This is a genomic window from Pseudomonas sp. DD1, assembly GCF_044510355.1.
Classification (GTDB): domain Bacteria; phylum Pseudomonadota; class Gammaproteobacteria; order Pseudomonadales; family Pseudomonadaceae; genus Aquipseudomonas; species Aquipseudomonas shahriarae.
The window spans coordinates 62133-89053 of record NZ_MSAJ01000010.1 but is presented as its reverse complement, the minus strand read 5'-3'; the positions used below and the strand labels follow the sequence as shown (position 1 = coordinate 89053).

Genomic DNA, 26921 nt, shown 5'->3' with positions numbered 1-26921 from the left:
TAACATTCATCACCGATATATGATCGGCGTATGAAAACCTAACAAGAAGAGCGCAACGAAATGAATCTGAGCAAGGTCGACCTCAATCTTTTCATCGTCTTTGACGCGATCTACACCGAAGCCAACCTGACCCGTGCCGGACAGATCGTGGGCATCACCCAGCCGGCCGTATCCAACGCCCTGGCACGCCTGCGCGAGACCTTCAACGACCCGCTCTTCGTGCGGACCGCCCAGGGCATGGTGCCGACCCCCATGGCCCAGAACATCATTGGCCCGGTGCGCAATGCCCTGTCGTTGCTGCGGGTATCGGTGCAAGAGAGCCGGATCTTCAACCCGTTGCAAGCGGCCAAGACCTACCGCATCAGCATGACCGACCTCACTGAAGCGGTGATCCTGCCGCCGCTGTTCCAGCGCCTGCGCCGCCTGGCGCCCACGGTGATCATTGAGAGTTTCCTGTCCAAACGTCGGGAAACCACCAAGGAACTGGCCGCCGGCCGCCTGGATTTCGCAGTGGACGCGCCGCTCAACACCGACCCGCAAGTGCGCCACGTCAAGCTGATGGAAGACCGCTACGTGTGTGCCATGCGCAAGGGCCACCCGATGGCGGGCAAGGAAAAGTTCAGCCTCGATGACTACCTGTCGCTGACCCATATCCATATTTCCAGCCGGCGCAATGGCCTGGGCCACGTCGACCTGGCCCTCGGCAAAATGGGGATCCAGCGCAAGATCGCCCTGCGCTCCCAGCATTACCTGATGGCTTCCCAGGTGTTGCAGCAGACCGATATGGTAATGACCGTGCCCGAGCGCTTTGCACGGCGTAACGAGCTGCACTCGTTCAACCTGCCGGTCAATGATGTGCCGCCGGTGGAAACCCACCTGTACTGGCATGAAAGCACTGACCAGGACCCCGCCAACCGCTGGATGCGCGAGCAGATGATCGAGTTGTGCCAGCAGGTTACGGCGCGTGAGAAGAAGTTGGATAACGCGTAGGCGGTGATTTGCTTGACGTTTACGTCAAGCAGCCATTAGCGTAGCGCCAAGACCCTCCTTGAGCGCCACCATGAGCACGACCTACAGCATCTCCGACCTGGCCCGCGAGTTGGACATCACCACCCGGGCCATTCGTTTCTATGAAGAACAGGGCCTGCTGCGCCCCGAGCGCCGGGGCCAGGAGCGTATCTATTCGCCCCGGGACAAAGTCAGCCTGAAGCTGATCCTGCGGGGCAAGCGCATCGGTTTTTCCCTGGCCGAATGCCGCGAACTGATCGAACTCTACGACCCCAGCAGCGGCAATCAAAAGCAATTGCACAGCATGCTGGCAAAAATCAGCGAACGCCGTGAGCAGTTGGAACAGCAGTTGCTGGACATCGAGCAGATGAAACTGGAACTGGACACCGCCGAAGAACGTTGCACCCAGGCCCTGGAACAGACGATCCAGAGCCAGGTCGGCCAACCCCAATAAAAAGGTAGATCCCATGTCTCTCCCCTCTCAGGTGCGCCTGATCGAAGTCGGCCCGCGCGACGGTCTGCAAAACGAAGCCCAGCCCATCAGCGTGGCCGACAAGGTGCAACTGGTCGACGCCCTCAGCGCGGCGGGCCTGGGCTATATCGAAGTCGGCAGTTTTGTCTCGCCCAAGTGGGTACCGCAGATGGCCGGCTCGGCCGACGTGTTTGCGCAGATCCAGCGCAAGCCGGGCGTGATCTATGGCGCGTTGGCGCCGAACCTGCGGGGCTTCGAGGACGCGCTGGCGGCCGGGGTCAAGGAGGTCGCAGTATTTGCAGCGGCGTCCGAGGCGTTTTCCCAGCGCAATATCAACTGCTCCATCAGCGAGAGCCTGGAGCGCTTTGCACCCATCATGGCGGCGGCACAACAGCACGGCGTGAGTGTGCGCGGCTATGTGTCCTGTGTCTTGGGTTGCCCCTATGAAGGTCAGGTCGCCCCGGAGCAAGTCGCTGCGGTGGCCCGCGAGCTGTATTCCATGGGCTGCTATGAAGTATCCCTGGGCGACACCATCGGCACCGGCACCGCAGGCGCTACGCGGCGCATGTTCGAGGTAGTGGGCAAGGACGTGCCACGGGCAAAGCTCGCCGGACACTTCCATGACACCTACGGCCAGGCCATCGCCAATGTCTACGCCAGCCTGCTGGAGGGTATCCAGGTGTTCGACAGCTCTATCGCGGGCCTTGGCGGCTGCCCCTATGCCAAGGGCGCCAGCGGTAACGTGGCCACCGAGGATGTGCTGTACCTGCTCGACGGCCTGGGCATCGAAACCGGTATCGACATGGACAAGTTGATTGTGGCGGGCCAGCAGATCTGTACGGTCCTGGGCCGCCCCACCGGCTCACGCGTGGTCAAGGCCCGTAGCGCCCGTTGAGTAGCGCGCCTGCTCCGATGTGTTACCTCGCGGCTACACATCGGGTAACACGGGAACATATTTTGTCGCATTCTCTGAAGTAAATTTCCTACTAAAAAATCAAACCATTGATTTTAAAGGACTTTTAAAAGTTGGCACGGCTTCTGCTATCTCTATGGCATAACAAGAATAAAAAGCACCAAACCTAATAAAAATAAGACGTAACGACTCTGACATAACAAAAACAACACGGCAGAGACGCAGCTAACAGATTTTTTTGGAGAAGATGTGCTTCGCAGGGTACGGCGCAAGCCGCCACTCGCAACCGGGCAGAGAACAATAAAACTACCTCAAGGTAGCTACCCACTGGTTGGATCGCGTGCGAAGAAGCAGATCAGCGCTCAAAAAAATACGTTTGCTCTTGACCCCGGATGGGGGTCGCCAAAAACAGCGGTAAAGGGCCACGGTTGCCAAAAACAACAATAGACCGCCCCTCAATAATAAAAAAAGAGCACGTAACAACAAATTAAAGGGGAGCTTCGGCTCCCCTTTGTGCTGTCTGGGTGAAAACCATTGCGCGGTACATGCAAAGGCAAATGTGGGAGCGGGCTTGCCCGCGATAGCGGTGGGTCAGCTGATGAATAGTTGACTGACACTCCGTCATCGCGGGCAAGCCCGCTCCCACATTTTTGATCGGCGCCAGATCTCAGTCTTCGCTACGCAGTTGCTCGATGGTGATCTCACGCATGCGAAACTTCTGAATCTTCCCCGTCACAGTCATCGGAAATTCTTCGACAAAGCGGAAATGCTTCGGCGTCTTGAAGTGTGCAATGCGCCCCTTGCACCAGGTTTGCAGTTCCAGCTCGTTGGCCACGTGCCCGGGGTGAAACTTGATCCAGGCCACGATCTCTTCGCCATAACGCTCATCGGGAATGCCGATGATCTGTACATCCGCCACCGCCGGGTGGGTGAAGAAGAACTCCTCCAACTCCCGTGGGTACACGTTCTCGCCACCGCGAATGATCATGTCCTTGTTGCGCCCGGCGATGCACACATAACCCTGCTCATCCATGGTCGCCAGGTCGCCGGTGTGCATCCAGCCGGCGTCGTCGATGGCTTCGCGGGTGCCTTCAGGGTTGTTCCAGTAGCCGAGCATCACGCTGTAGCCTCGGGTGCACAACTCGCCAATCTGCCCACGCGGCATGGTGTTACCGGCCTCGTCGATGATTTTGCTTTCCAGTTGCGGCTGGGTCCGCCCGACCGTGGTCACGCGCCGCTCCAGATCGTCATCCGCGCCGGTCTGCAGGGAAACGGGACTGGTCTCGGTCATGCCGTAGGCAATCTGCACCTCGCTCATATGCAAGTCGCTGATGACCCGGCGCATCACCTCTATCGGGCAGGTGGAGCCGGCCATGATCCCGGTGCGCAGGCTCGACAGATCGAACGTGCTGCGTTGCGGATGATCGAGCACCGCAATAAACATCGTGGGTACGCCGTACAGGCCGGTGGCGCGCTCTTCGGCCACGGCGGTCAGGGTCAGCAGTGGGTCGAAGCCGTCATTGGGATAGATCATGGTGGTGCCATGGGTGATGCAGCCCAGGTTACCCATGACCATGCCAAAGCAATGATAGAGCGGCACCGGGATCACCAGGCGATCCTGCGCGGTCAGGCCCAGGCTTTCGCCAACCATGTAACCGTTATTGAGGATGTTGTGGTGACTGAGGGTGGCGCCCTTGGGGAAGCCCGTGGTGCCGGAGGTGTACTGGATATTGACGGCTTGATCGAAGTGCAGGCTGGCCTCGCGGTGCTGCAATTGTTCCGGGGGTGTCCCCGTCCCCAGGGCCGACAATTGCGACCAGGGCATGAACCCCGAGGGCGGTCGCGCATCCAGGCTGATCACCCCACGCAGTTCCGGCAATAGATCACAGTGCAACTGGCCAATGCCCTGCTCCGCCAGTTCCGGCACCAGCGCCTGCAGCATGCCGTGGTAGTCGGAGGACTTGAACGAACCGGCACAGATCAACCACTGGCAACCCGACTGCTTGAGCACGTATTCCAGCTCGCTGCTGCGGTAGGCCGGGTTGACGTTGACCAGAATCACCCCGAGCTTGGCGCTGGCCACCTGGCTGATGCACCACTCGGCACAGTTCGGCGCCCAGATGCCGAGGCGATCCCCGGCCTGCAACCCCAGCGCCAGCAGCCCGCGTGCATGCAGGTCCACGGCTTCGGCCAGCTGCCGCCAGGTGTAGCGCAGCTGCTGATGGCGCACCACCAGGGCCTCGCCCTCCGGGTACTGCGCCACCGTGCGGTCAAATGCCTGGCCGATGGTCATGGCCAGCAAGGCCTTGTCCTGTGGGCCACGGCTGTAGCTCTGATTCGGTTGATCCATGACGACCCCTATTGTCTTTTTTGTAGGTGGACGGTGCGCCGGTCAGGCGCGAGCTTGACGTTAACGTAAGCTACGATTGACAGTCATGCAACGCAAGTTTACGTTAACGTAAAGGTGATCGCCCAATGGCGTCGCCAGCCCCACAACAATAATGTTTATAGGTGCCCCTCCATGAGTTACCCGACCCTGAATTTCGCCCTCGGTGAAACCATCGACATGCTGCGCGACCAGGTGCAGGCCTTCGTGGCCAAGGAGCTGGCGCCACGGGCAGCGCAGATTGATATCGACAACCTGTTCCCCGTGGATATGTGGCGCAAGTTCGGTGACATGGGCCTGCTGGGCATCACCGTGCCGGAAGAATACGGCGGTGCCGGCCTGGGTTACCTGGCCCACGTGGTGGCCATGGAAGAAATCAGCCGCGGCTCGGCCTCGGTGGCGTTGTCCTACGGCGCGCACTCCAACCTGTGCGTCAACCAGATCAACCGCAACGGCACTCATGAACAGAAACTCAAGTACCTGCCCAAGCTGATCAGCGGCGAACACATTGGCGCCCTGGCCATGAGCGAGCCGAATGCGGGCTCCGATGTGGTGTCGATGAAGCTGCGCGCCGACAAACGCGGCAGCGTGTATGTGCTCAACGGCAGCAAGACCTGGATCACCAACGGTCCCGATGCCCAAACCTATGTGATCTACGCCAAGACCGACCTGGAAAAAGGCGCCCATGGTATTACCGCGTTTATTGTCGAGCGCGACGCCAAGGGCTTCAGCCGCAGCAACAAGTTCGACAAGCTGGGCATGCGCGGCTCCAACACCTGCGAGCTGTTTTTCGATGACGTCGAAGTGCCCGAAGAAAACATCCTCGGCGTGCTCAATGGCGGGGTCAAAGTGCTGATGAGCGGCCTGGACTACGAGCGTGTGGTGCTCTCCGGCGGCCCTACCGGGATCATGCAGGCCTGCATGGACCTGATCGTCCCCTACATCCACGACCGTAAGCAGTTCGGGCAGAGCATCGGCGAATTCCAGCTGATCCAGGGCAAAGTTGCCGACATGTACACCCAGCTCAACGCCAGCCGCGCCTACCTCTATGCGGTGGCCCAGGCCTGCGAGCGCGGCGAAACCACGCGCAAGGACGCCGCCGGGGTGATTCTGTACAGCGCCGAACGCGCAACACAGATGGCCCTCGATGCGATCCAGATTCTCGGCGGCAATGGCTACATCAATGAATTCCCCGCAGGCCGTCTGTTACGTGATGCCAAGCTGTATGAAATTGGCGCGGGCACCAGTGAGATCCGACGCATGTTGATTGGTCGCGAACTGTTTAACGAAACCCGCTGAGGGAGTGCACCATGGCCACCCTGCACACCCAACTCAACCCGCGCTCGGCGGAATTCGCCAGCAACAGCGCGGCGATGCTCAAACAGGTCGATGCCTTGCACACCCTGCTCGCCCAGGTCCAGCAAGGCGGCGGCAGCAAGGCCCAGGAGCGTCATACCTCCCGTGGCAAGCTGCTGCCGCGCGAGCGTATCAACCGCCTGCTCGACCCGGGCTCGGCGTTCCTCGAACTCAGCCAACTGGCGGCGTATCAGGTCTACGGTGAAGAGGTACCGGCCGCGGGCGTGATCGCCGGGATCGGCCGGGTCGAAGGCGTCGAATGCATGATCGTCGCCAACGATGCCACGGTAAAAGGCGGTTCCTACTACCCGCTGACCGTGAAAAAACACCTGCGCGCCCAGACCATCGCCGAACAGAACCGCCTGCCCTGCATTTACCTGGTGGACTCCGGCGGCGCCAACCTGCCGCGCCAGGACGAGGTGTTCCCCGACCGCGAGCACTTTGGGCGGATTTTTTTCAACCAAGCCAATATGAGCGCCCAGGGCATTCCGCAGATTGCCGTGGTGATGGGCTCCTGCACGGCGGGTGGCGCTTATGTACCGGCGATGGCCGATGAAGCGATCATGGTGCGCCAGCAGGCCACCATCTTCCTCGCCGGGCCTCCACTGGTGAAGGCGGCCACCGGTGAAGTGGTCAGCGCCGAAGACCTTGGCGGTGCCGATGTGCACTGCAAGATCTCCGGGGTGGCCGACCATTACGCCGACAGCGACGAACATGCCCTGGCCCTGGCCCGTCGCAGCATCGCCAACCTCAACTGGCGCAAACAGGGGCAGTTGCAACAGCGCACGCCGGTCGCGCCGTTGTATCCCAGCGAAGAGCTGTATGGGGTGATCTCGGCCGACGCCAAGCAACCGTTCGATGTACGCGAAGTGATTGCGCGACTGGTGGACGGCTCGGTCTTCGATGAATTCAAGGCGCTGTTCGGCACCACGCTGGTCTGCGGCTTTGCCCATTTGCATGGCTACCCCATCGCGATCCTCGCCAACAACGGGATCCTCTTCGCCGAAGCGGCGCAAAAAGGCGCGCACTTTATCGAGTTGGCCTGCCAGCGCGGGATTCCCCTGCTGTTCTTGCAGAACATCACCGGCTTTATGGTTGGGCAGAAATACGAAGCCGGCGGCATCGCCAAGCACGGCGCCAAGCTGGTCACGGCGGTGGCCTGCGCCAAGGTGCCGAAATTCACAGTGATCATCGGCGGCAGCTTTGGTGCCGGTAACTATGGGATGTGCGGGCGCGCCTACGACCCGCGCTTTTTGTGGATGTGGCCCAACGCCCGCATTGGCGTGATGGGCGCCGAACAGGCCGCCGGCGTGCTGGTGCAGGTCAAGCGCGAACAGGCCGAGCGCAGTGGCCAGGCGTTCAGCGCCGAGGACGAAGCGCAGATCAAGCAGCCGATCCTCGACCAGTACGAAACCCAGGGCCACCCTTACTACTCCAGCGCCCGCCTGTGGGATGACGGCGTCATCGACCCCTTGCAGACCCGTGACGTGCTGGCCCTGGCCTTGTCCGCCGCACTGAATGCCCCCATCGAGCCGAGCCGCTTCGGCGTGTTCCGCATGTAATTGGAGCTGCACCCATGAGCGATTTCAACACTGTTGAGCTGGTCAACGACCCCCGTGGCTTTGCCACGCTGTGGTTGAGCCGGGAAGAGAAGAACAACGCGTTCAACGCCGAAATGATCCGCGAGCTGATCATTGCCCTGGACCAGGTCCAGGCCGATGCCGCGCTGCGTTTTCTGGTCGTGCGCGGGCGCGGCAAGCATTTCAGCGCCGGCGCGGACCTGGCCTGGATGCAACAGTCGGCCGAACTGGATTACCACACCAACCTCGACGACGCCCGCGAATTGGCGGAGTTGATGTACAACCTGGCCAAGCTGAAGATCCCGACACTGGCGGTGGTCCAGGGCGCGGCCTACGGCGGCGCCCTGGGCCTGATCAGTTGCTGCGACATGGCCATTGGCGCCGAGGATGCGCAGTTCTGCCTGTCGGAAGTACGCATCGGCCTTGCGCCGGCGGTCATCAGCCCGTTTGTGGTGCAGGCGATTGGCGAGCGCGCGGCACGCCGCTATGCCCTGACCGCAGAACGCTTCGACGGTCAGCAGGCCCAGGCCATCGGGCTATTGGCGCAAAGCTACCCGTTGGATGCGCTGGATCAGCACGTCGAGCAATGGATCGCCAACCTGCTGCTCAACAGCCCGGCGGCCATGCGCGCCAGCAAGGATTTGTTGCGCGAAGTGGGTAATGGCGCCCTGACCCCGGCGTTGCGCCGTTACTGCGAAAACGCCATCTCGCGCATCCGCGTCAGCGCCGAGGGCCAGGAAGGCTTGCGCGCATTTTTGCAAAAGCGTGCGCCCAGTTGGCAGTCCCAGGAGCCGCGTTCATGAGTGCACCGTTGATTACCTGCGTACTGGTGGCCAACCGGGGCGAAATCGCCTGTCGGGTCATGCGCACGGCCAAGGCACTGGGCATGACCACCGTTGCCGTGCACAGCGCCACGGACCGCGATGCGCGCCACAGCCGAGAAGCCGATATCCGGGTGGACCTGGGCGGCAGCAAGGCCGCCGACAGCTACCTGCAGATCGACAAACTGATCGCCGCGGCCAAGGCCAGCGGCGCCCAGGCGATTCATCCAGGCTATGGCTTTCTTTCGGAGAACCCGGGCTTTGCCCGAGCGATTGAAGAGGCCGGGCTGATTTTCCTTGGCCCGCCCGCCTCGGCCATTGATGCCATGGGCAGCAAGTCGGCGGCCAAGGCATTGATGGAAACCGCTGGCGTGCCGCTGGTGCCGGGTTACCACGGTGCCGGCCAGGATCTGGAAACCTTCCGCCAGGCCGCCGCGCGCATTGGCTACCCGGTGCTGCTCAAGGCCACGGCGGGCGGCGGCGGCAAGGGCATGAAAGTGGTCGAGGACGAAAGCCAACTGGCCGAAGCCCTGGCCTCGGCCCAGCGCGAGGCGCTGTCGTCGTTTGGCAATGCGCAGATGCTGGTGGAAAAGTACCTGATCAAGCCCCGTCACGTGGAGATCCAGGTGTTTGCCGACCAGCACGGCCATTGCCTGTACCTCAATGAGCGCGACTGCTCGATCCAGCGTCGCCATCAAAAGGTCGTCGAAGAAGCACCGGCCCCCGGCCTCAGCCCTGCCCTGCGCCAGGCCATGGGCGAGGCAGCGGTGCGTGCCGCCCAGGCGATTGGCTATGTGGGCGCCGGCACCGTGGAGTTCCTGCTGGATGCGCGCGGTGAGTTCTTCTTTATGGAAATGAACACTCGCTTGCAGGTAGAACACCCGGTGACCGAGGCCATCACCGGCCTGGACCTGGTGGCCTGGCAGATTCGCGTGGCGCAAGGCGAGCCGCTGCCCATGACCCAGGAGCAGGTGCCGTTGCGCGGCCACGCGATTGAAGTGCGGCTGTATGCCGAAGACCCGGCCAATGACTTTTTGCCGGCCACCGGGCATCTGGCGCTGTACCGCGAATCGGCGCCAGGCCCGGGACGGCGGGTGGACAGTGGCGTCGCGCAAGGGGACGACGTCTCGCCCTTCTACGACCCGATGCTTGGAAAACTGATTGCCTGGGGCGAGGACCGCGAACAGGCGCGCCTGCGCCTGTTGAGCATGCTCGATGAGTTTGCGGTCGGTGGTTTGAAGACCAACCTGGGCTTCTTACGGCGCATCATCGGCCATCCCGCCTTTGCCGCAGCGCAGTTGGATACCGGGTTTATCCCGCGTTATCAGGAGCAACTGCTGCCTGCCGCCAGTGCGTTGAGTGATGAGTTCTGGCAGGCGGCCGGTCATGCTTTCATGCAGAGCCAGCCCTCCCGGCTGCGGCAGGACGATCCTGCCTCGCCGTGGGCTGCAACCCTGGGCTTTCGTGCGGGCCTGCCTGCCGAAACATCCCTGCATTTGAGCAGTGACGGCCAGGATCGCCTGGTAACACTGCAAACCAGCACCGCGCCGCAACTGCGTGGCGAACAATTGCTGATCGAGGATGCTGGCATCCGCCGTTCGCACTTGGCCGTGCGCCATGGGCAGACGCTGTTCCTGCGCTGGCAAGGTGAGATGCGCAGCGTGACGCTGTTTGACCCGATCGCCGCCGTCGATGCCGGACAAGCCCATCAGGGCGGCCTGAGCGCACCCATGAACGGCAGCATCGTGCGGGTGCTGGTGGAAGTCGGGCAGACGGTGGAGGCCGGTGCGCAACTGGTGGTGCTTGAAGCGATGAAGATGGAGCACAGCATCCGCGCGCCCCACGGAGGCGTGATCAAGGCCCTGTATTGCCAGGAAGGCGAAATGGTCGGCGAAGGCAGCGCCTTGGTGGAGCTGGAAGCCCAGGCCTAGAACTTCACCGTGGCCTGTACCACCACGCCGATGATCCGGCAGTCATCGGTGAGCAGGGCTTTGGGGTAGGTCGGGTTGAGCGGCACCAGGTAACGCTGGCCGCTTTCCTCGATCAACTTGCGAAAGGTCGCCTGGCTGCTGCCGGCCCATTGGGCCACCACCAATGTACCGGGCTCGGCTTCGCGGGCCAGGTCCACCAGGATCATCATCCCTTCGGCAATACTCGGCCCACTGGGCGCGGTCATCGCATCGCCGCTCACCTGGAGCCAGAACGCCTCGCCGTCGGCCTCGTAATCGCTCGCCTCAAAACGCGTGGCGCCATAGGCTGGCCGCTGTTCGTGCACCTGGCAGGGGTGTTTCCAGTCGGTCACAGGGTAACGAAAATACGGATTGTATTGAGTGACCGGCGCGGCATCGTCGTTCGCCGGGGCGTCGCTTTTTTCGCGGATCACCAGCACCGTCTCCAGATAGCCCAGGCCCAGCTCTTCGAGCACCCGGTTCATATCGGCGAGGCTGGGCACCCGGCGCTTGCCGAGCCAGTGGCCAATGCCGCCCTGGGACATGCCCAAGCGTGCGGCCAGTTGATGCTGCGTGACCTTGCGGGCCTTCATGTTGGCTTTGACCAACGCTATCCATTTATCCATGGGCCACACAATACAGGATGACTTCAGGGCGACAATAAACAGTTTGTAGTAATCAATCAAATGACATAAATACAGATCGTATTATTATCAACCCCACCTGTTCACCTTCCCACCCAGAGCACCGACCTCATGACCACTACCCTGGATCACCTGCCTGGCACACCTGATGACGATGAAATAAAGTTCTTGCAGGGCAGCGAAGCCGCCCGACGCGCACTGGACTACTACTTGAAAGAGGACACGGAGCCAGTGGACGATGTGGCCTTTTTCGAGGCCAACCCCCATGTCAGCAGCGAAGAAGCCCTGGTGCATGCCTCGGACCTGCTGCGCAGCGCCGCCGCCATCGCGTATGAGTTGGCGAACAACAAGCTGGGGGGCACCCGAGACCTGGCGTTTTCAGTGGTGTATTTGATTGATATGGCCAAGGCCATGCTGGAGCGTCCACTGCAACTGGCAGGCGGCAAAGCCTCATAGCCAGATAGGCGTGCAGGAACAGAAGGAAAAATATTTCTATCAGACGGATAAAAACATTTGACTTGCAAATGATAATGATTATTATTGCAAGCAGCTGGTCGCGAGATCAGTCGATAGGCCAAGAGACCTTAGGTCGGACTCTTGGAATATCTCCTCATCAGGCTAATCACGGTTTTTGACCCGGCTCTTTGGCCGGGTCTTTTTTTTGCCAGTTATTCTGGCGTGGCTTCAGGCTAATGAAGACTGTGTGTTGCTCGATGGCGCGCATGGTAGCAAAAGACAATCACCGAAAGAAAGCCGATCAAGCGCTCTGGCCCGCTTCTTTCCAAGATAGCACTTGAGAATCAATCTCATAGACTCTAAGCTGCGGCTGCGTCAAGGATGACGCCCCCTCCCTTTTCGCAATAATTTGCGTCCAGACTTTACCCCGCGTCTGTGTAAACTGCCCGCCACAACTCTCATATTCAGGCAATCAGACTATGACCGTGGCCTTGACTTCCATCAAAATCAGCACCGACTTCGACAGTGGCAATATCCAGGTGCTCGACACCAGCGATGCCCATCAGTTACTGCTGGCGATCAAACCTGATACCCGCAGCCAGCACTTCCAATGGTTCCACTTCAAGGCCGAAGGCATGCACATTGGTCATACCCATACCTTTCGCCTGAGCAACGCCGGCCAGTCCTCCTACAAACATGCCTGGAGCGGTTACAACGCCGTGGCGTCCTACGACCACATCAATTGGTTCCGGGTGCCGACGCGCTTTGATGGCGAAACCTTGCACATCGAACTGCAGGCCGAGCAAAAACACGCCTGGCTCGCCTACTTCGAACCCTACAGTCGCGAGCGTCACACCTGGTTGATCGAGCAGGCACTGAACCGCGCTGGTACGCAATTGCTGGCCACCGGCAAGAGTGTCGAAGGCCGTGATATTCCCCTGCTACGCCGTGGCAAGGGTGACGCCGGGCAGCGCAAAGTGTGGATCATTGCGCAGCAGCACCCGGGCGAGCATATGGCCGAGTGGTTTATGGAAGGCATCATCGAGCGCCTGCAACAGGAAGGTGATGCTGAACTGAAAAAACTCCTGGCATCCGCCGACCTGTACCTGGTGCCGAACATGAACCCGGATGGCGCGTTCCACGGTCACTTGCGCACAAACGCCATGGGCCAGGACCTCAATCGCGCCTGGCAAAGCGCAAGCCAGGAACAGAGCCCGGAAGTGCTGTTCGTCCAGCAGCAAATGGAAAAATATGGCGTCGACCTGTTCCTGGATATCCACGGCGACGAAGAAATCCCCTACGTATTCACCGCAGGGTGTGAAGGCAACCCCGGCTATACCCCGCGTATCGAGGCCCTGGAAAAACACTTTCGCAGCCACTTGAGCGAACTGACCCGCGACTTCCAGACCACCCATGGCTACACCCGCGACTTGCCGGGCCAGGCCAATATGACCTTGGCGTGCAACAGCGTGGGCGAGAAATTCGATTGCCTGTCCCTGACCCTGGAAATGCCGTTCAAGGACAACGACGATGCGCCCGATCCACGCACCGGCTGGTCCGGCAAACGCTCCCGGCAACTGGGCAAGGACGTGCTGAGCACCGTGGCGGACATGGTCAACGTCCTGCGCTGACCCTGCACCAATAAGCGTCGTTAACCCTCAGCCTCGGACTGCGCCGCCACCCGCACGCAGTCCAGCGGCCCAAGCACCCGGCCATCTGCCGCCTGCACGTGCAAAGCCTGCAGCGGCTGCCCGTGCTCACGGTCCAACAGCACCGAATGGGCCTCGCCCTCGGCGTAGAAAAACCCCTCGCCCCATTGCCGCAACCCAATGATCACGGCAAACAGCCCCCTGCCCTTTTCCGTCAACACATACTCCTGATAAGCACTGCCATCCGAGGCCGGGACAATCTCGAAAATCCCGTGGCTGACCAGGCTGCGCAAGCGTGCCGAAAGAATATTCTTGGCCATGCCCAGGCTGCGCTGAAACTCGCCAAAGCGGCGGATGCCATCGAATGCATCGCGAATGATCAACAGTGCCCAGCCATCGCCAATCGCCTCCAGCGAGCGCGCCACCGGGCATTCGGCACTTTCAAAGCGGGTGAGTTTGACCATGGATAACGCCTGCCTGACAAAAAATGTAGTTGCAATATAAAACCAGAATACCTACCGTACAACTGGTTTTATTTAACAACCACAATGAGAACTCAGCATGCCCCAATCATCGTTAAGCGGCGCCGTGGTGCTGCTGTTCGCCATTGCCTGCGGCCTGTCGGTGGCAAACGTCTATTACGCCCAACCCCTGCTGGATGCCATGGCCACGACGTTCGCCATGGACCCCGCCACCGTCGGCATCGTGATCAGCCTGACCCAGGTCGGCTATGGCCTCGGTTTATTACTGCTGGTGCCGTTGGGCGATCTGCTCAACCGTCGGCACTTGATCGTCGGCCAGTTACTGCTGTCCACCGGCGCGGTATTGCTGGTCGCCCTGTCCAACAGCAGCGTTGGGTTTCTGGCTGGCCTGTTGCTGACGGGCTTGCTCGCCGTGGTGGCCCAGGTGTTGGTGGCCTACGCCGCAAACCTGGCGCGCCCCGAGCAACGGGGGCATGTGGTGGGCCTGGTGACCAGTGGCATCGTGGTTGGCTTGCTGCTGGCGCGCACGGTGTCCGGGCTCATGGCGGACCTGGCCGGCTGGCGCTCGGTGTACCTGCTGTCGGCTGGCTTGACGTTGCTGATGGCGCTGCTGCTCTGGCGTGTCTTGCCCGCTACCGAGCAGCCCCGGGCACCAGGCGCCTATCGCCAGTTGCTCGGCTCGGTGTTCAGCCTGTTGCGCGAGGAAAAAGTGCTGCGCGACCGCGCGGTGCTGGCCTTGCTGATTTTTGCCGCGGGCACGGTGCTATGGACGCCCTTGGTATTGCCCTTGAGCGCCCCGCCGCTGTCGTTGTCCCACACCCAGATCGGCCTGTTCGGCCTTGCCGGTGCCGCCGGCGCGCTGGGAGCGGCCCATGCCGGGCGCCTGGCTGACCGAGGCTGGGCACAGTGGACCAGCGGCGCGGCCCTGGCGCTGATGCTGGTGTCTTGGCTGCCCATCGCCTTGACCCAGTCTTCGTTATGGGCACTGTTGCTTGGGGTGATTGCCTTCGACCTCGGCCTGCAAGCCGTGCATGTCACCAGCCAAAGCCTGATCTACAGCGTGCGCCCCGAAGCCCAGAGCCGCCTGGCTGCCGGCTACATGCTGTTCTATTCGGCAGGCAGCGCCCTGGGCTCGCTCGGCGCCACCCTGATGTACGCCTGGGCCGGCTGGCCCGGCGTTTGTGCCCTGGGCGCCGCCATCAACCTACTGGCCCTGGGATACTGGTGGGCAACCCTCGGGGCTCAGTCCTTGCCGAGCATGCTTTGCAAAACGCCATCCCGGCGAATCCAGCCATGGAACAACGCCGCCGCCAAATGCAGCAACACCGTGAGGAACAGCAAATAGGCGAGATACCCATGGGCCTTGCGCAGGATTGCAAACAACTGCGCGTTGGCCGGCACCCACGCCGGTAACTGCAAAGAACTGCTCAGCATCACTGGGTCACCGGCCGCCGAAATCATCGCCCATCCCAACAACGGCAGCGCCAGCATCAAGCCATACAGCAGCAGATGCGACGCCTTGGCCGCCAACACCTGCCACGCCGGCAAATCGGCAGGCAGCGGCGGCTGGCGGGTAGCAAAGCGCACCACCAGGCGCACGATCACCAACAGCAGAATCGCAATGCCCAATGGCTTGTGCAGGTGCAACAACCATGCATGGCGTTGGGACACCGAGGCCACCATGCCAGCACCGATAAACAGCATGGCAATGACCATCAGCGCCATCAGCCAGTGCAGCAGGCGCGCCAGCGGGGCGAAAAAACGTGGTTGAGTCTTCATGGCTGGGACTCCTGAGAGGCGCTGTGCAACTGGCTGACTTCGCCGGTACGGCGCAGGTAGGAACTGGCATAGGCAGCAGAACGTGCAGCCAGCAGCGGGTCATTGGAGGCTTCGATACCACTGGGCAGGATCAGCGGGTCAAAGTTGATATCGCGGCAATCACCGTCCAACTGCGGCTGACTGCGCTCGAGTACCAGCGTGCCGGCATCCAGCACCGTGTGCGCCCCAGACCAGGCCTTGCTGGCGTCATCCACCGGGTCCGTGGGGTTGGCCAGGGTGATCTGCAACTGCCAGCGCAGGGGGCCGGCCGCCAATCGTTGCTCCAGGTCGGCCTGGAGGAAATCCGCCCCTGGCGGCGCAGCGGCTGCGCTGACGTCCTGGCTCAGCGGCACCAGCCCCCAGCGCACGGCCTGGCGCTGCCCGTCGGCATTCACCAGGTAAAACGCATTGATGCCGTTGTAACGCTCGGTGGCATAGCTGGCTGATGGCCTGGCCGTCTTGACCCAGGCCAAGAACGGCGCCGTCTCCGGATGGCTGGCAAAAAACGCCGGCATACTGGCCGGGTTGGGCTTGCCGGTCGCCGGGTCGGGAGTCCCCGCCTTGAGCATCTGGTAGAACGCCTCGGGCGTGCCCACCGGGAACACTGGCATGCTGTTCATCCCGCTGCGCCATTGCTGGCCGTTGGCCTGGTTGAACTGCACGGCCAGGCTGCGGATCGGCACGCTGCTGTCCGGGGCATAGGGGTTGCCGCTGGGCAAGGCAAAACGGCCGATCACCGGGGTGCGGGCCTCGCTGAATACCTGCGCACGGGAATAGGCACGCGCCGCAGGACTGCTCTCGAAATAGCCCGCCACGCATACACCCTTGGAATGGTTGCGCCGGTAGCCGGGGTACACGCCATTATTGGTTTCCAGGGCATTGACCAGGTTTTTAGGGCGTAACCGCTGCGGGTCGAGTGTACCGTTGACGTAGGCAAACGCCCCGGCGGCGGCGCCGACGACCACGCCGATAGCGGCCAGGCGCAGCATCAGGCTGGCGCGCCCCAGCGGCGGGCGTGAGGGGGATGGTTGATCTGGCATGCAGTGCTCCAGGGCCAGCGGCCACAGGTGAGAGAGAAGCAGGACGAGCGTCGACACGCTCTATTCCCACCCGCACTGTTTATTTTTCAATCCCTGGAATAACCTCCAAGGCCGGACGTCTTCCTGGTCCAAGCACAGTGACCAAGATTGCCATGCACGAACTCGACGACTCATTGCGTGAACTCCTCCCCAGGCTACGGCGCTTTGCCGTATCCCTGACACGCAACCCCAGCAGCGCCGACGACCTGGTGCAGGCCACGCTTGAGCGCGCCATCGTCAGTTGGCGCAACAAGCGCGTCGACGGCGATTTGCGCGCCTGGCTGTTCTCGATCCTCTACCGGCAGTTCCTCGACGCGCACCGGCGTTCGCGGCGTTATGCGCGGATGCTGGAGTTCTTCACCGGCCGTGATGACGTGCAACCGTCAGTCGAACGTACGGTGATCGCCCAATCGACCCTGCAAGCCTTCGACCAGTTGAGCAGCGAGCAACGCGCCCTGCTGCTGTGGGTTTCGGTGGAAGGCTTGAGCTACAAGGAAGTCGCCCATATCCTCGACGTGCCCATCGGCACCGTGATGTCACGCCTGTCCCGCGCCCGCCAGGCCTTGCGCCAGCTCAGCGACGGCGACATCACCCGCCCTTCCCTGCGGATACTCAAATGATCAACCTGCCCCCCAACGAACGCGACCTGCACGCGTACGTCGATCACCAGCTCAGCGAACCGGATCGCCGCCAACTGCAGATCTGGCTTGCCGCCCACCCCGAGGTCGCGGCCCAGGTCCACGCCTGGCAACAGGATGCCCAGCAGCTGCGCGCGGCCATCGGTGCGCCGCCAGCGGCCAACCCCGAGTTGGATCCGGCGCAGATTCGCCAGCGTCTCAAGCACCAGTCGCGCCGCCAGCTGGCTACTGCCGCCATGCTGGTGCTCGCCGTCGGCCTGGGCGGCCTGGGTGGCTGGCAAGCGCGGCAGGCGACCCTAGTCGCCAGCGCACTGCCGATGACCGACGCCATGCAGGCGTACCGCCTGTTTGCCCAGAACCCAATCATGCCCGCCGATTACCAGGTGCAGGGCAATGGCGATATGCAAGCCTGGCTCGACCGCTACTTCGCCCAGGCCCATCGCCTGCCAGACCTCAGCCAGGCCGGCTTCAGCCCGGTCAGCGCACGGCTGCTCAGCACCGATCAGGGCGCGGCAGCGATGGTGCTTTACGAGAACCCGCAGGGCCGGCGCATCAGTTTTTATATTCGCCCGCCCGGCCCGCAAAACACTCTGCTGCCACGGGGCAGCCGCAGTGCCGACGGACTGCAGGCCGAATACTGGTCCAGCCCCGGCTACAACTATGCGATGGTCAGCCCGGAGGACGAGCCGACCACGCGATTGCTCAAGCAGACCACCCGGTTCTAGGACGCCAACACCATGCCTTTTCGAGAGAGCCGCCCCCGGCGCCTGCCCCTGCTCAAACGCCTGCTGGGCAAAAAAACCGCCCACGACAGCGCGCCAGCCATTCAGCGCTTCTTCGCGGACAAGGCTCGGCAACAGGGCTACACCCTCAGCCCCAGCCAGGTGCAGGTGATCGACGCTATGGCGCGGCAGGCCGCACACCTACTGGCCCAGCGCCCGACCCGCAGCCTGTACCTGCACGGCGCTGTCGGCCGGGGCAAAAGCTGGCTGCTGGACGGTTTTTTCCAGGCCCTGCCCTTGCCTGACAAGCAGCGGGTACATTTCCACGACTTTTTCGCCCGCCTGCACCGCGGCATGTTTGCCCACCGCCAGCAGGCCGATGCCCTGGGCGCCACCCTGGATCAATTGCTCGACGGCTGCCGGGTGCTGTGTTTCGACGAGTTCCATGTGCATGACATCGGCGACGCGATGTTGATCACCCGCCTGTTCAAGGCCCTGTTCCAACGGGGCATCCTGCTGCTGGTCACCTCCAATTACCCGCCCCAGGGCTTGCTGCCCAACCCGCTGTACCATCAGCGCTTCAAGCCGGTGATTGACTTGATCAGCGCGCGCATGGACGTCATGGAAGTCAGCGCGCCCCAGGACTACCGGGGCCTTGCGCAGAACCACCAGCTGCAGCGCTTCACCCATGGCCAGTACGTGTGGCCGGGCACCCCGGCCCAGCGCCGTGAGCTGGGGCTGCCCGCCACCGATGGCCCGCCCCTGGCGCTGGCGGTCGGCTCGCGGCAACTGCAGGTGCGCTGGCACCAGGCGCGCAGCCTGGCCTTGACCTTCAACGACCTGTGCGAACAGCCCACCGCCGTGATGGATTACCTGCTGCTGTGCGAGGATTTCGACCACTGGATCATCGACGACCTGCCGCTGCTCGGCGATTGCCCGATTGCCGTGCAACAGCGCTTTATCAACCTGATCGACGTGCTGTACGACCAGGACAAGCACCTGACCCTGCTGGGCCAACAGCCACTGGACCACGCCCTGCAAGGCCAGGCGATTGACCTGGCGCGCACCCGCAGCCGCCTGGGGCAGTTGCAACAAGTCAGCCCGCTGGCGCTCAAGTCGCTATCATGAGCGCCTTTGACCTTGTCGAGTGACCTAAGCTGTTCATGGATACCCTTGCCCAACTCAAGGCTGGCCAACTGGCTGGCATCAAGCGCCTGGACCTGTCCTGCGGCCTGACGCAGTTCCCCCGGGAAATCTTCGACCTGGCCGACTCCCTGGAAATCCTCAACCTGAGCGGCAACGCCCTGCGCAGTCTGCCCGACGACCTGCACCGGCTGCCCCACCTGCGCGTGCTGTTTTGCTCGGACAACGCCTTCACCGAACTGCCGGCGTGCCTGGGGCAATGCCAGCAATTGAGCATGGTCGGCTTCAAGGCCAACCAGATCGAGCAGGTGTCGGCTGCTGCACTGCCGCCGCAATTGCGTTGGTTGATCCTCACCGATAACCGTCTCAGCCACTTGCCGGATGAACTCGGCGAACGGCCGCTGCTGCAAAAACTCATGCTGGCCGGTAATCGCCTGGAGCAACTGCCGGCGAGCCTGGCCCAGTGCCATAACCTCGAACTGCTGCGCATCGCCGCCAACCGCCTGACGCAATTGCCGCAATGGCTGCTGACGCTGCCGCGCCTGACCTGGCTGGCCTATGCCGGCAACCCGGTGGAAAGCGCGGTAGAGCTGGCAATTGACGACAACACAGCGAATATTCCCTGGGCCGAACTGGAGCTGGCCGAGGTGCTCGGCGAAGGCGCCTCGGGGGTGATTCGCAAGGCACTGCGCAAACCGTCGAACGAGCCGGTCGCGGTCAAACTCTATAAGGGCACCATCACCAGCGACGGTTCACCGCTGCATGAAATGCAGGCCTGCATTGCCGCCGGGCTGCACCCCAACCTGATCAAGGTGCAAGGCCGGGTAATCGGCCACCCCGATGACCAGGCCGCGCTGGTGATGGACCTGATCGACCCGAGCTACCGCAACCTCGCCGGCCTGCCCAGCCTGGCGTCCTGCACACGGGACATCTACGACCCCGCCAGCCGTTTCAGCGTGGCTGTGGCGTTGCGCATGGCGCGCGGCATCGCCTCCGTGGCCGCACACCTGCACCGGCATGGCATCACCCATGGCGACCTGTATGGCCACAATATCCTGTGGAATGCCGGGGGTGATTGTTTGCTGGGGGACTTTGGCGCGGCGTCATTCCATGCCACGGCCGACACCTTGGAAACCAGGGCGTTGCAGCGCATTGAAGTGCGGGCGTTCGGGGTGTTGCTGGAGGAGTTGCTGGAGCGCATTGACGCAGGTTTGAGCGATGACCAGCGCCAAGTGCTGGAGGCGCTGCGGGAGCGCTGCTGCCAGCCGCAGGTGCTGGCGCGTCCGGCGTTCGAAGAGATCGAGGCACTGCTGTCCTCACTCTGAAACGCCCTGCAAATGCGGAAGCGGGCTTATGTGGGAGCGGGCTTGCCCGCGATAGCAGTGGGTCAGCCAACTGATGTGCCATCTGATACACAGCAATCGCGGGCAAGCCCGCTCACACACAAGCCCGTGCCCATAATTCCAGGCCGGGTTTAGCCCGCCAGGCCGACGAACATATCCTGCACGTCGTCATGGTTGTCCAGGCCTTCCAGGAAGGCTTCGACTTCAGCCATCTGCTCGTCGCTCAGGCCGCTGACCGGGTTTTTCGCGAGGTAGCCCAACTTCGCCGACAACACGGTAAAACCCTGCTCCGGCAACGCCTTCTGCACCGCGTCCAAGTCGGTGGTCTCGGTGATGAACAGGGTCGTGCCCTCTTCTTCACCTTCCTCAAAGTCCTGGGCACCGGCTTCGATGGCGGCCATTTCCGGGTCGGCATCGGGGGTGTCCGGCGAGGCCTCGATCAGCCCTACATGGTTGAAGTCCCAAGCCACCGAGCCCGAAGCCCCGAGTTGCCCCTTGCGGAAAGCTACGCGGATTTCCGCCACGGTGCGGTTGATATTGTCGGTCACGCATTCAACGATCAACGGCACCTGGTGCGGGGCGAACCCTTCATAAGTCACGCGATGGTACTGCACGGTCTCGCCGAGCAAGCCCGCGCCTTTCTTGATTGCGCGCTCCAGGGTTTCCTTGGGCATCGAGGCCTTTTTGGCCTGCTCGACCACCAGACGCAGGTGGGCGTTGGTCGCGGTGTCCGCACCGTTACGGGCGGCAATGGTGATTTCCTTCACCAGCTTGCCGAAAATCTTGCCCTTGGCATTGGATGCCGCTTCTTTATGTTTAACCTTCCACTGTGCGCCCATGACTCACTCTCTTGATATCCGTGGCGCCGAGACGTCTACTGGCCGGCGCTTTGGCCGCAGAGTTTATAGGGCAAGAACCCATCGTTCCACCAAAAAACCGGCCAGCGTTGCAGGTACCTCAGGTGCGCAGGGGTTTGATTGCCACAGTGCGATCCGGCACAAAGTCGCCCACTTGCGCCAATACCGCAGGCCGGGCGTTCCAATAAGGCATCAGCACCAGCGAGGAAAACAGCGCGGCGCCGGCGAACACGATAAACACCGTCACCGTGTCGAAGTAGCCCGGCAGCAGGCCACCGAGGATCGCGCCCACCGAGCCGCAACCATTGACGAAGCCCGCCGCCGTTGCGCCGGCCTTGGCGGTACCGAAGTCAATGGCCGCCGTGCTGCTGATCATCGAGTCCGGCCCGTACAGGGTCAGGCCCATGACAAACAGCAAAGCCATCACCAACATCACACTGCCGGTATGCAACGCCCCCATAAACAGCGCCAGGGACACGGTCAGCGCCAACAAACTGAGAACACAGGCCGGCATGCGCCGGGCGCCGAACAGTTTGTCGGACGCCAGGCCAATCATGATCGGCCCCAACAACCCCGCCAGCTCGAACGCCGTGGGCACAATGGCCGCGCCGACCTTGCCCACCGAGGGCATCTGCTCATAGACAATCACCGGGCCCCACAACAGGATCGCGTAACGCGCCGGTTTCAACAGGAAGTACGCCAGGCCCAGGGTCAGCACCGTGCGGTTGCGCAAGATCTCGCGCAACGGCTCAAGAATGCTGATTTTTTTCGCCGCCGCCTGCTCTTCGGCGCTCATTGCCGGCTCGGGCTCCACTTCTGGCAGGCCGACGTCCTGTGGCGTGTTGCGCTGGAAAATAAAGAACAGCACCGCCACCACCGCCACCACCGCGGCACTGGAGATAAATGCCGCGTGCCAGCTGCCAATCAGGGTGTAGGCCCACCAGCCGGCAAATGGCGAGGCCACCAGCCCGCCAAACGCGTAACACGAGCTCCATAAGCCCAGCACCCGCCCGCGCTGTTGCGCCGGGAAGAAACTACCGAGGTTCTTGCACAGCCCCGACCAGCCGGTGGATTGCGCCAACCCCTGGATCAACATGCACGTGACAAAGATCGGCAAGGTGGCAAACGTGCCCATGACCAGGGCGGCAGCCGCCGAAATCACCAGCCCGCCCAACACCACCACCCGTGGGCCGAAACGGTCGGCGAGCATGCCCCAGGTGAACTGGCCGACGGCATAGGCCGCCAGGTACAGGCCATCCAGGTTGGCCATCATCATCTTGTCCAGCGGGAAACTCGGGTCGTCAACGATCCCTAACTTGGCCACGGAAAATGCTTTGCGGGTGAAATAGAAAGCGGCATATGCCAGCCAGGTGATGGCGAAAATCTGCACGCGCCAACGCTTGATGCTACCCATAGGGATATTCATGGTGGTTCTGACCTCAGGTGTGAGTGTGCCGGCAGAATCGAGAAGCAATTGCCTGTGTTTTTATTGTTTTGCACTGCAGTACCGGGTGGCAGAGCACCGGGTACTGGTCAGATGAGTCCTGCAAGGTTGCACGCAAGGGCTCATGATCGCCGAAGTTGTAGGACTCAACCTACGGCGACTGAGGGCTATCAAAGCAATGGCTGACTAATAGGTAAAATCGATTTATCGTATTTCAAATATAAGCTCAGCTTGTAAGAGGTCGCGCCATGTCGGTTTCCCACGCCCAACTCAAAGCCTTCCATGCCGTGGCTGTCCATGGCAGTTTCACGTTGGCGGCCGAACGGTTGTTCCTCACCCAGCCGGCCATTTCCGACCAAGTGCGCAAGCTTGAAGAGCGTTTTGGCGTGCTGCTGTTCCATCGCAACAAACGCTCGGTGCGCCTGACCGACCTCGGCGAGCGCCTGCTGAGTATCACCCAGCGCCTGTTTGTCATCGCCGCCGAAGCCCAGGAGCTGCTGCAAGACTCCAAGGCCCTGCAAACCGGCAGCCTGACCCTGGCGGTGGACGCCCCGGTGCATGTGCTGCCGCAAATCGCCCGGTTTTGCGAACGTTATCCGGGAATCACCGTGAAAATCGAGACCGGCAACACCGATGATGCGCTGTACCGCCTGTACAACTATCAGGCCGACCTGGCGTTGGTGGGGCGTGACGTCGACGATGAGCGCCTGCTTTCGATCCCCTTGCGTGATGACCCGATGCTGGCGTTCGTAGCCCGCAACCACCCGTGGGCCGGGCGCGAGTCCATCGAACTGGCGGACCTGGACGACACGCCCCTGGTCCTGCGGGAAACCGGCTCGGTGACCCGTCAGACCCTGGAGCGCGAGATGCACCAGGCCGGGCTGCGCATCCGCCCGGCGATCCAGGTGGAAGGCCGCGAAGCCGCGCGCGAGGCGGTGGTGGTGGGGATTGGCGTGGGCGTGGTGTCGGCGTCGGAGTTCGGCGCCGATTCACGGGTGTATGCCATGCCCATCCGCGACTGCACCCAGCGCATGAAGGAAACACTGGTGTGCCTCAAGGAGCAGAGTTCGCGGCGGGTAGTGGCGACCTTTCTGGAGATTGTCCGCGAAAGCCTGCGCGAAGATCAGCCCGAAGCCAACTCGAAAAACGCCTGAATCAAGCGCAACTCCCGGCGCCGCTCCATGCAGCCAAGCATATGTTGGTTCAGCAGCCCGTCGCCACGGATGGGAATCGCGTGCACCCGCGGATCGCGGCTGACTTCCACCGACGACACCACGCCCACCCCCAACTCGGCCGCCACCGCTTCCGTCACCGCTTCGCGGCTGTCCAGTTCCAGCAACACCCTGGGCTGCACGCTGGCCTTGGCACAGGCGTCGTCGAAGGTGCGGCGGGTAATGGAACTGGGCTCGCGCAGCACCATGATCACCTGGTCCAACTGCTCCAGACGGATACCCGCCGGGTCCGCCAGCCACGGATGGCCAGCCGGTACCAAGGCGCAGATACGGGATTCGCTCAAGGGTTGCAGGTGCACGCCCTTGCGCGGCTCGACTTCGGTCAACACGGCCACATCCGCGTGCTCGGACAGCAGCGCCGCCAGGGTTTCCTGGGCATTGCCCAGGCGCAGGTTGACGGTAATCCCCGGGTAACGGGCACGCAGCTTGGCCAGCATCGGCATGACCATATGCGGGCCATCCGCCGCCACTTCCAGGCGCCCGGTGAGCAATTGGCGGTTGGCTTCGAGCAGGGTCTGCGCTTCATCCACCAGGCCGAAGATGCTGCGGGTAATGGCCGCCAGCTTGATGCCCTCCTCCGTCAACTCGACGCGCCGCGCGGTACGCCGCAGCAGGGTGATCTGGTAGTGCTCTTCCAGCGCCTTGATATGCCCGGTCACGGCTGGCTGGCTGATAAACAGGCGCGCGGCGGCACGGGTAAAACTGCCGTCCCGGGCCACGGCGTCAAATGCACGGAGTTGGAAAAGATTCATAGCTATCGGCCTCACTGATGGCTGGCATAACAACAAACAATTTGATTGATGACAAGCCAAACTGCAATTTATGTCCCGTAGCTTCATCCCACTGCTTTGCGAGGACATGAGAATGAGTACTGCCGCGCCGATCCTGCTCACACCTGGGCCCCTGACCACCTCCGCCCGCACCCGCCAGGCGATGATGGTTGACTGGGGTTCGTGGGATGACCGCTTCAACCAACTGACCGCCAGCCTCTGCGAGCAACTGCTGGCGATCATCAACGGTGGCGACAGCCATCACTGCGTGCCCTTGCAGGGCAGCGGCACGTTCGCCGTCGAAGCTGCCATCGGCACCCTGGTACCCCGCGATGGCAAGGTGCTGGTGCTGATCAACGGCGCGTACGGCAAGCGCCTGGCGAAGATCTGCGAAGTGCTGGGCCGCCCGTTCAGCACCTTCGAAACCGCCGAAGACCAACCCACCACCGCCGCCGATGTCGACCGGCTGTTGCAGGCTGACAGCAGCATCACCCATATCGCGCTGATCCACTGCGAAACCAGCACCGGCATCCTCAACCCGCTGCCGGAGATCGCCCAGGTCATCCAGCGCCACGGCAAGCACCTGATCATTGACGCCATGAGTTCCTTTGGCGCGCTGCCCATCGACGCCGCCCAGGTGCCATTCGATGCACTGATCGCCGCCTCCGGCAAATGCCTGGAAGGCGTGCCAGGCATGGGTTTTGTGTTTGCGAAAAAAGAGGCCCTGGCCGCGGCCCAGGGCAACAGCCACTCCCTGGCCATGGATTTGTTCGACCAGCACGCCTACATGGCCAAGACCGGGCAATGGCGCTTTACCCCGCCGACCCACGTGGTGGCCGCCCTGCATGAAGCGCTGCTGCAATACAACGAAGAAGGCGGCTTGCCGGCGCGCCATCAGCGCTATGCCGCCAACTGCCAGACGCTGCTGGATGGCATGGCCGACCTGGGCCTGCGCAGCTTCCTGCCGAGCGCGATCCAGGCGCCGATCATCGTCACCTTCCATGCGCCGAACGATCCGCGCTACCAGTTCAAAGACTTCTACGAGCGGGTCAAGGCCAAGGGTTTCATTCTGTATCCGGGCAAATTGACCCAGGTGGAGACCTTCCGCGTCGGCTGCATCGGCCATGTCAACCAGGCCGAGATGCAAGCGGCGGTGGCGGCGATTGCCCAGGCGCTGCAAGAGATGGAAGTACTCGAAATCTGATTCCCTCGGCGATGGGGCCTTCACGGCCGCCATCGCCGGCAAGCCGACTCCTACCCCTTACTGACAGGATTTAAACCATGAACTATCAGAACCCCAACACCCTGCAGGCCGCCATCCTTGACTGGGCCGGCACCGTGGTCGACTTCGGCTCCTTCGCGCCTACGCAGATTTTTGTCGAAGCGTTTGCCGAGTTCGACGTGCAGGTCTCCATCGAAGAAGCCCGTGGCCCGATGGGCATGGGCAAGTGGGACCACATCCGCACCCTGTGCGATCAGCCGCAAGTCGCCGAGCGCTATCGCAAGGCCTTCGGCCGCACGCCGACCGACGATGACGTGACCGCCATCTACGAGCGCTTCATGCCGTTGCAGATCGAGAAAATCGCCGAACACTCGGCGCTGATTCCCGGCGCCCTGGAGACCATTGCCGCGCTGCGTGCGCAAGGGATCAAGATCGGCTCCTGCTCCGGCTACCCCAAGCAAGTGATGGACAAAGTGGTCGAGTTGGCCGCCACCAACGGCTACATCGCCGACCACGTCGTGGCCACCGACGAAGTACCCAATGGCCGCCCATGGCCGGCCCAGGCCCTGGCCAACGTGATCGCCCTGGGCATCGATGACGTGGCGGCCTGCGTGAAGATCGACGACACCGTGCCGGGCATCCTCGAAGGCCGCCGCGCCGGGATGTGGACCGTGGCGCTGACCTGCTCAGGCAACGCCCTGGGCCTGACCTACGAGCAGTTCCGCGCCCTGGACCCGGCGACCCTGGCCAGTGAACGCCAGCGCATCGAAACGCTGTTTGCCGGCTCGCGCCCGCACTACCTGATCGACACCATCACCGACCTGCCCGGCGTGATCGCCGACATCAATCAGCGCCTGGCCCGTGGTGAAATGCCGCAAAGCGCCTGATCGACGTCAATACATCGCCCCTCACTCGGGCAAACCTTGCATAACAGGTT

Annotated in this window: 25 protein-coding genes; 17 read left to right on the top strand and 8 right to left on the bottom strand. The window is 62.3% G+C overall.

Translation table 11 applies throughout. From position 1 onward, the window contains the following. Positions 1–60 precede the first annotated feature (60 nt). From PSFL_RS07900 to PSFL_RS07890, 3 genes are all read left to right on the top strand, one after another. Positions 61–990, top strand: a complete 930-nt coding sequence (locus tag PSFL_RS07900) for a LysR family transcriptional regulator (protein ID WP_057960036.1) — start codon at positions 61–63, stop codon at positions 988–990. A gap of 70 nt (positions 991–1060) precedes the next feature. Next, a complete protein-coding gene (locus PSFL_RS07895) occupies positions 1061–1462 on the top strand; it encodes a MerR family DNA-binding transcriptional regulator (RefSeq protein WP_057960037.1) in 402 nt (133 codons plus the stop codon). 13 nt (positions 1463–1475) lie between these two features. Then, the gene (locus tag PSFL_RS07890; RefSeq protein ID WP_397469873.1) at positions 1476–2375 is read left to right on the top strand and encodes a hydroxymethylglutaryl-CoA lyase; all 900 of its coding nucleotides are present in this window, start codon (positions 1476–1478) and stop codon (positions 2373–2375) included. Between the two features lie 685 nt (positions 2376–3060). Here the strand turns inward: PSFL_RS07890 and PSFL_RS07885 are convergent. Next, a complete protein-coding gene (locus tag PSFL_RS07885; RefSeq protein ID WP_397469872.1) occupies positions 3061–4743 on the bottom strand; it encodes an AMP-binding protein in 1683 nt (560 codons plus the stop codon). 171 nt (positions 4744–4914) lie between these two features. On the opposite strand from PSFL_RS07885, the gene PSFL_RS07880 reads away from it, so the two are divergent. Genes PSFL_RS07880 through PSFL_RS07865 form a run of 4 tightly spaced genes read left to right on the top strand, consistent with a single transcriptional unit; the run spans position 4915 to position 10467 of the window. Next, positions 4915–6078 carry an isovaleryl-CoA dehydrogenase gene (locus tag PSFL_RS07880; protein WP_397469871.1) on the top strand — a complete coding sequence of 388 codons (1164 nt, stop codon included), beginning with the start codon at positions 4915–4917 and terminating at the stop codon, positions 6076–6078. An 11-nt stretch (positions 6079–6089) separates the two neighbouring features. Then, on the top strand, positions 6090–7697 hold the full coding sequence (locus PSFL_RS07875) for a carboxyl transferase domain-containing protein (protein WP_169961074.1): 1608 nt from the start codon (positions 6090–6092) through the stop codon (positions 7695–7697). 14 nt (positions 7698–7711) lie between these two features. Continuing rightward, on the top strand, positions 7712–8518 hold the full coding sequence (locus tag PSFL_RS07870; protein ID WP_169961073.1) for a gamma-carboxygeranoyl-CoA hydratase: 807 nt from the start codon (positions 7712–7714) through the stop codon (positions 8516–8518). Further along, positions 8515–10467 carry an acetyl/propionyl/methylcrotonyl-CoA carboxylase subunit alpha gene (locus PSFL_RS07865; RefSeq protein WP_198792507.1) on the top strand — a complete coding sequence of 651 codons (1953 nt, stop codon included), beginning with the start codon at positions 8515–8517 and terminating at the stop codon, positions 10465–10467. The genes PSFL_RS07870 and PSFL_RS07865 overlap by 4 nt, the downstream gene beginning before the upstream one ends. On the opposite strand, the gene PSFL_RS07860 is transcribed toward PSFL_RS07865, so the two are convergent. Beyond that, the gene (locus tag PSFL_RS07860; RefSeq protein WP_170060594.1) at positions 10464–11111 is read right to left on the bottom strand and encodes a LexA family transcriptional regulator; all 648 of its coding nucleotides are present in this window, start codon (positions 11109–11111) and stop codon (positions 10464–10466) included. The genes PSFL_RS07865 and PSFL_RS07860 overlap by 4 nt on opposite strands. Positions 11112–11240: 129 nt before the next feature. Between PSFL_RS07860 and PSFL_RS07855 the strand changes: the two genes are divergently transcribed. Together PSFL_RS07855 and PSFL_RS07850 are read left to right on the top strand one after the other, a co-directional pair. Continuing rightward, positions 11241–11585 carry a DUF6124 family protein gene (locus PSFL_RS07855; protein ID WP_057960043.1) on the top strand — a complete coding sequence of 115 codons (345 nt, stop codon included), beginning with the start codon at positions 11241–11243 and terminating at the stop codon, positions 11583–11585. A gap of 479 nt (positions 11586–12064) precedes the next feature. Beyond that, positions 12065–13216 (top strand): M14-type cytosolic carboxypeptidase, encoded by a 1152-nt coding sequence (locus tag PSFL_RS07850; protein WP_397469870.1) that lies wholly within the window; start codon positions 12065–12067, stop codon positions 13214–13216. Between the two features lie 20 nt (positions 13217–13236). Here the strand turns inward: PSFL_RS07850 and PSFL_RS07845 are convergent, their stop codons facing one another. Beyond that, the gene (locus PSFL_RS07845) at positions 13237–13698 is read right to left on the bottom strand and encodes a helix-turn-helix domain-containing protein (RefSeq protein WP_170045419.1); all 462 of its coding nucleotides are present in this window, start codon (positions 13696–13698) and stop codon (positions 13237–13239) included. Between the two features lie 97 nt (positions 13699–13795). Here PSFL_RS07845 and PSFL_RS07840 point away from each other — a divergent pair, with 97 nt between their 5' ends. After that, positions 13796–15061, top strand: a complete 1266-nt coding sequence (locus PSFL_RS07840) for an MFS transporter (RefSeq protein ID WP_170045420.1) — start codon at positions 13796–13798, stop codon at positions 15059–15061. Here the strand turns inward: PSFL_RS07840 and PSFL_RS07835 are convergent. Together PSFL_RS07835 and PSFL_RS07830 are read right to left on the bottom strand one after the other, a co-directional pair. After that, positions 14959–15495, bottom strand: a complete 537-nt coding sequence (locus PSFL_RS07835) for a cytochrome b (RefSeq protein WP_169990346.1) — start codon at positions 15493–15495, stop codon at positions 14959–14961. The genes PSFL_RS07840 and PSFL_RS07835 overlap by 103 nt on opposite strands. Next, complete coding sequence (locus PSFL_RS07830; protein ID WP_273872722.1) at positions 15492–16574, bottom strand: catalase family peroxidase; 1083 nt, start codon at positions 16572–16574, stop codon at positions 15492–15494. Before PSFL_RS07830 ends, PSFL_RS07835 begins: the two co-directional genes overlap by 4 nt. Positions 16575–16726: 152 nt before the next feature. On the opposite strand from PSFL_RS07830, the gene PSFL_RS07825 reads away from it, so the two are divergent. Genes PSFL_RS07825 through PSFL_RS07810 form a run of 4 tightly spaced genes read left to right on the top strand, consistent with a single transcriptional unit; the run spans position 16727 to position 20441 of the window. After that, a complete protein-coding gene (locus tag PSFL_RS07825; protein WP_397469879.1) occupies positions 16727–17233 on the top strand; it encodes a sigma-70 family RNA polymerase sigma factor in 507 nt (168 codons plus the stop codon). Beyond that, on the top strand, positions 17230–17976 hold the full coding sequence (locus tag PSFL_RS07820; RefSeq protein ID WP_397469869.1) for an anti-sigma factor family protein: 747 nt from the start codon (positions 17230–17232) through the stop codon (positions 17974–17976). The genes PSFL_RS07825 and PSFL_RS07820 overlap by 4 nt, the downstream gene beginning before the upstream one ends. A gap of 12 nt (positions 17977–17988) precedes the next feature. Continuing rightward, positions 17989–19101, top strand: a complete 1113-nt coding sequence (gene zapE, locus PSFL_RS07815) for a cell division protein ZapE (RefSeq protein WP_115128501.1) — start codon at positions 17989–17991, stop codon at positions 19099–19101. Between the two features lie 35 nt (positions 19102–19136). Next, entirely contained in the window at positions 19137–20441 is a 1305-nt protein-coding gene (locus tag PSFL_RS07810; protein WP_169990348.1) for a protein kinase, read from the top strand. Between the two features lie 149 nt (positions 20442–20590). On the opposite strand, the gene PSFL_RS07805 is transcribed toward PSFL_RS07810, so the two are convergent. Both PSFL_RS07805 and PSFL_RS07800 read right to left on the bottom strand, forming a co-directional pair. Continuing rightward, the gene (locus PSFL_RS07805; protein WP_057441529.1) at positions 20591–21298 is read right to left on the bottom strand and encodes a YebC/PmpR family DNA-binding transcriptional regulator; all 708 of its coding nucleotides are present in this window, start codon (positions 21296–21298) and stop codon (positions 20591–20593) included. Between the two features lie 118 nt (positions 21299–21416). Then, on the bottom strand, positions 21417–22742 hold the full coding sequence (locus tag PSFL_RS07800; RefSeq protein ID WP_057441526.1) for an MFS transporter: 1326 nt from the start codon (positions 22740–22742) through the stop codon (positions 21417–21419). Positions 22743–23008: 266 nt separating this feature from the next. On the opposite strand from PSFL_RS07800, the gene PSFL_RS07795 reads away from it, so the two are divergent. Beyond that, positions 23009–23914 carry a LysR substrate-binding domain-containing protein gene (locus tag PSFL_RS07795; protein WP_057441524.1) on the top strand — a complete coding sequence of 302 codons (906 nt, stop codon included), beginning with the start codon at positions 23009–23011 and terminating at the stop codon, positions 23912–23914. Here the strand turns inward: PSFL_RS07795 and PSFL_RS07790 are convergent. Next, positions 23884–24744 (bottom strand): LysR substrate-binding domain-containing protein, encoded by an 861-nt coding sequence (locus PSFL_RS07790; RefSeq protein ID WP_057960052.1) that lies wholly within the window; start codon positions 24742–24744, stop codon positions 23884–23886. The genes PSFL_RS07795 and PSFL_RS07790 overlap by 31 nt on opposite strands. A 112-nt stretch (positions 24745–24856) precedes the next feature. Here PSFL_RS07790 and PSFL_RS07785 point away from each other — a divergent pair, with 112 nt between their 5' ends. Together PSFL_RS07785 and phnX are read left to right on the top strand one after the other, a co-directional pair. Then, complete coding sequence (locus PSFL_RS07785) at positions 24857–25966, top strand: 2-aminoethylphosphonate--pyruvate transaminase (RefSeq protein ID WP_057444272.1); 1110 nt, start codon at positions 24857–24859, stop codon at positions 25964–25966. A 77-nt stretch (positions 25967–26043) separates the two neighbouring features. Further along, positions 26044–26871, top strand: a complete 828-nt coding sequence (gene phnX / locus PSFL_RS07780) for a phosphonoacetaldehyde hydrolase (RefSeq protein WP_057441522.1) — start codon at positions 26044–26046, stop codon at positions 26869–26871. Positions 26872–26921: the final 50 nt, after the last annotated feature.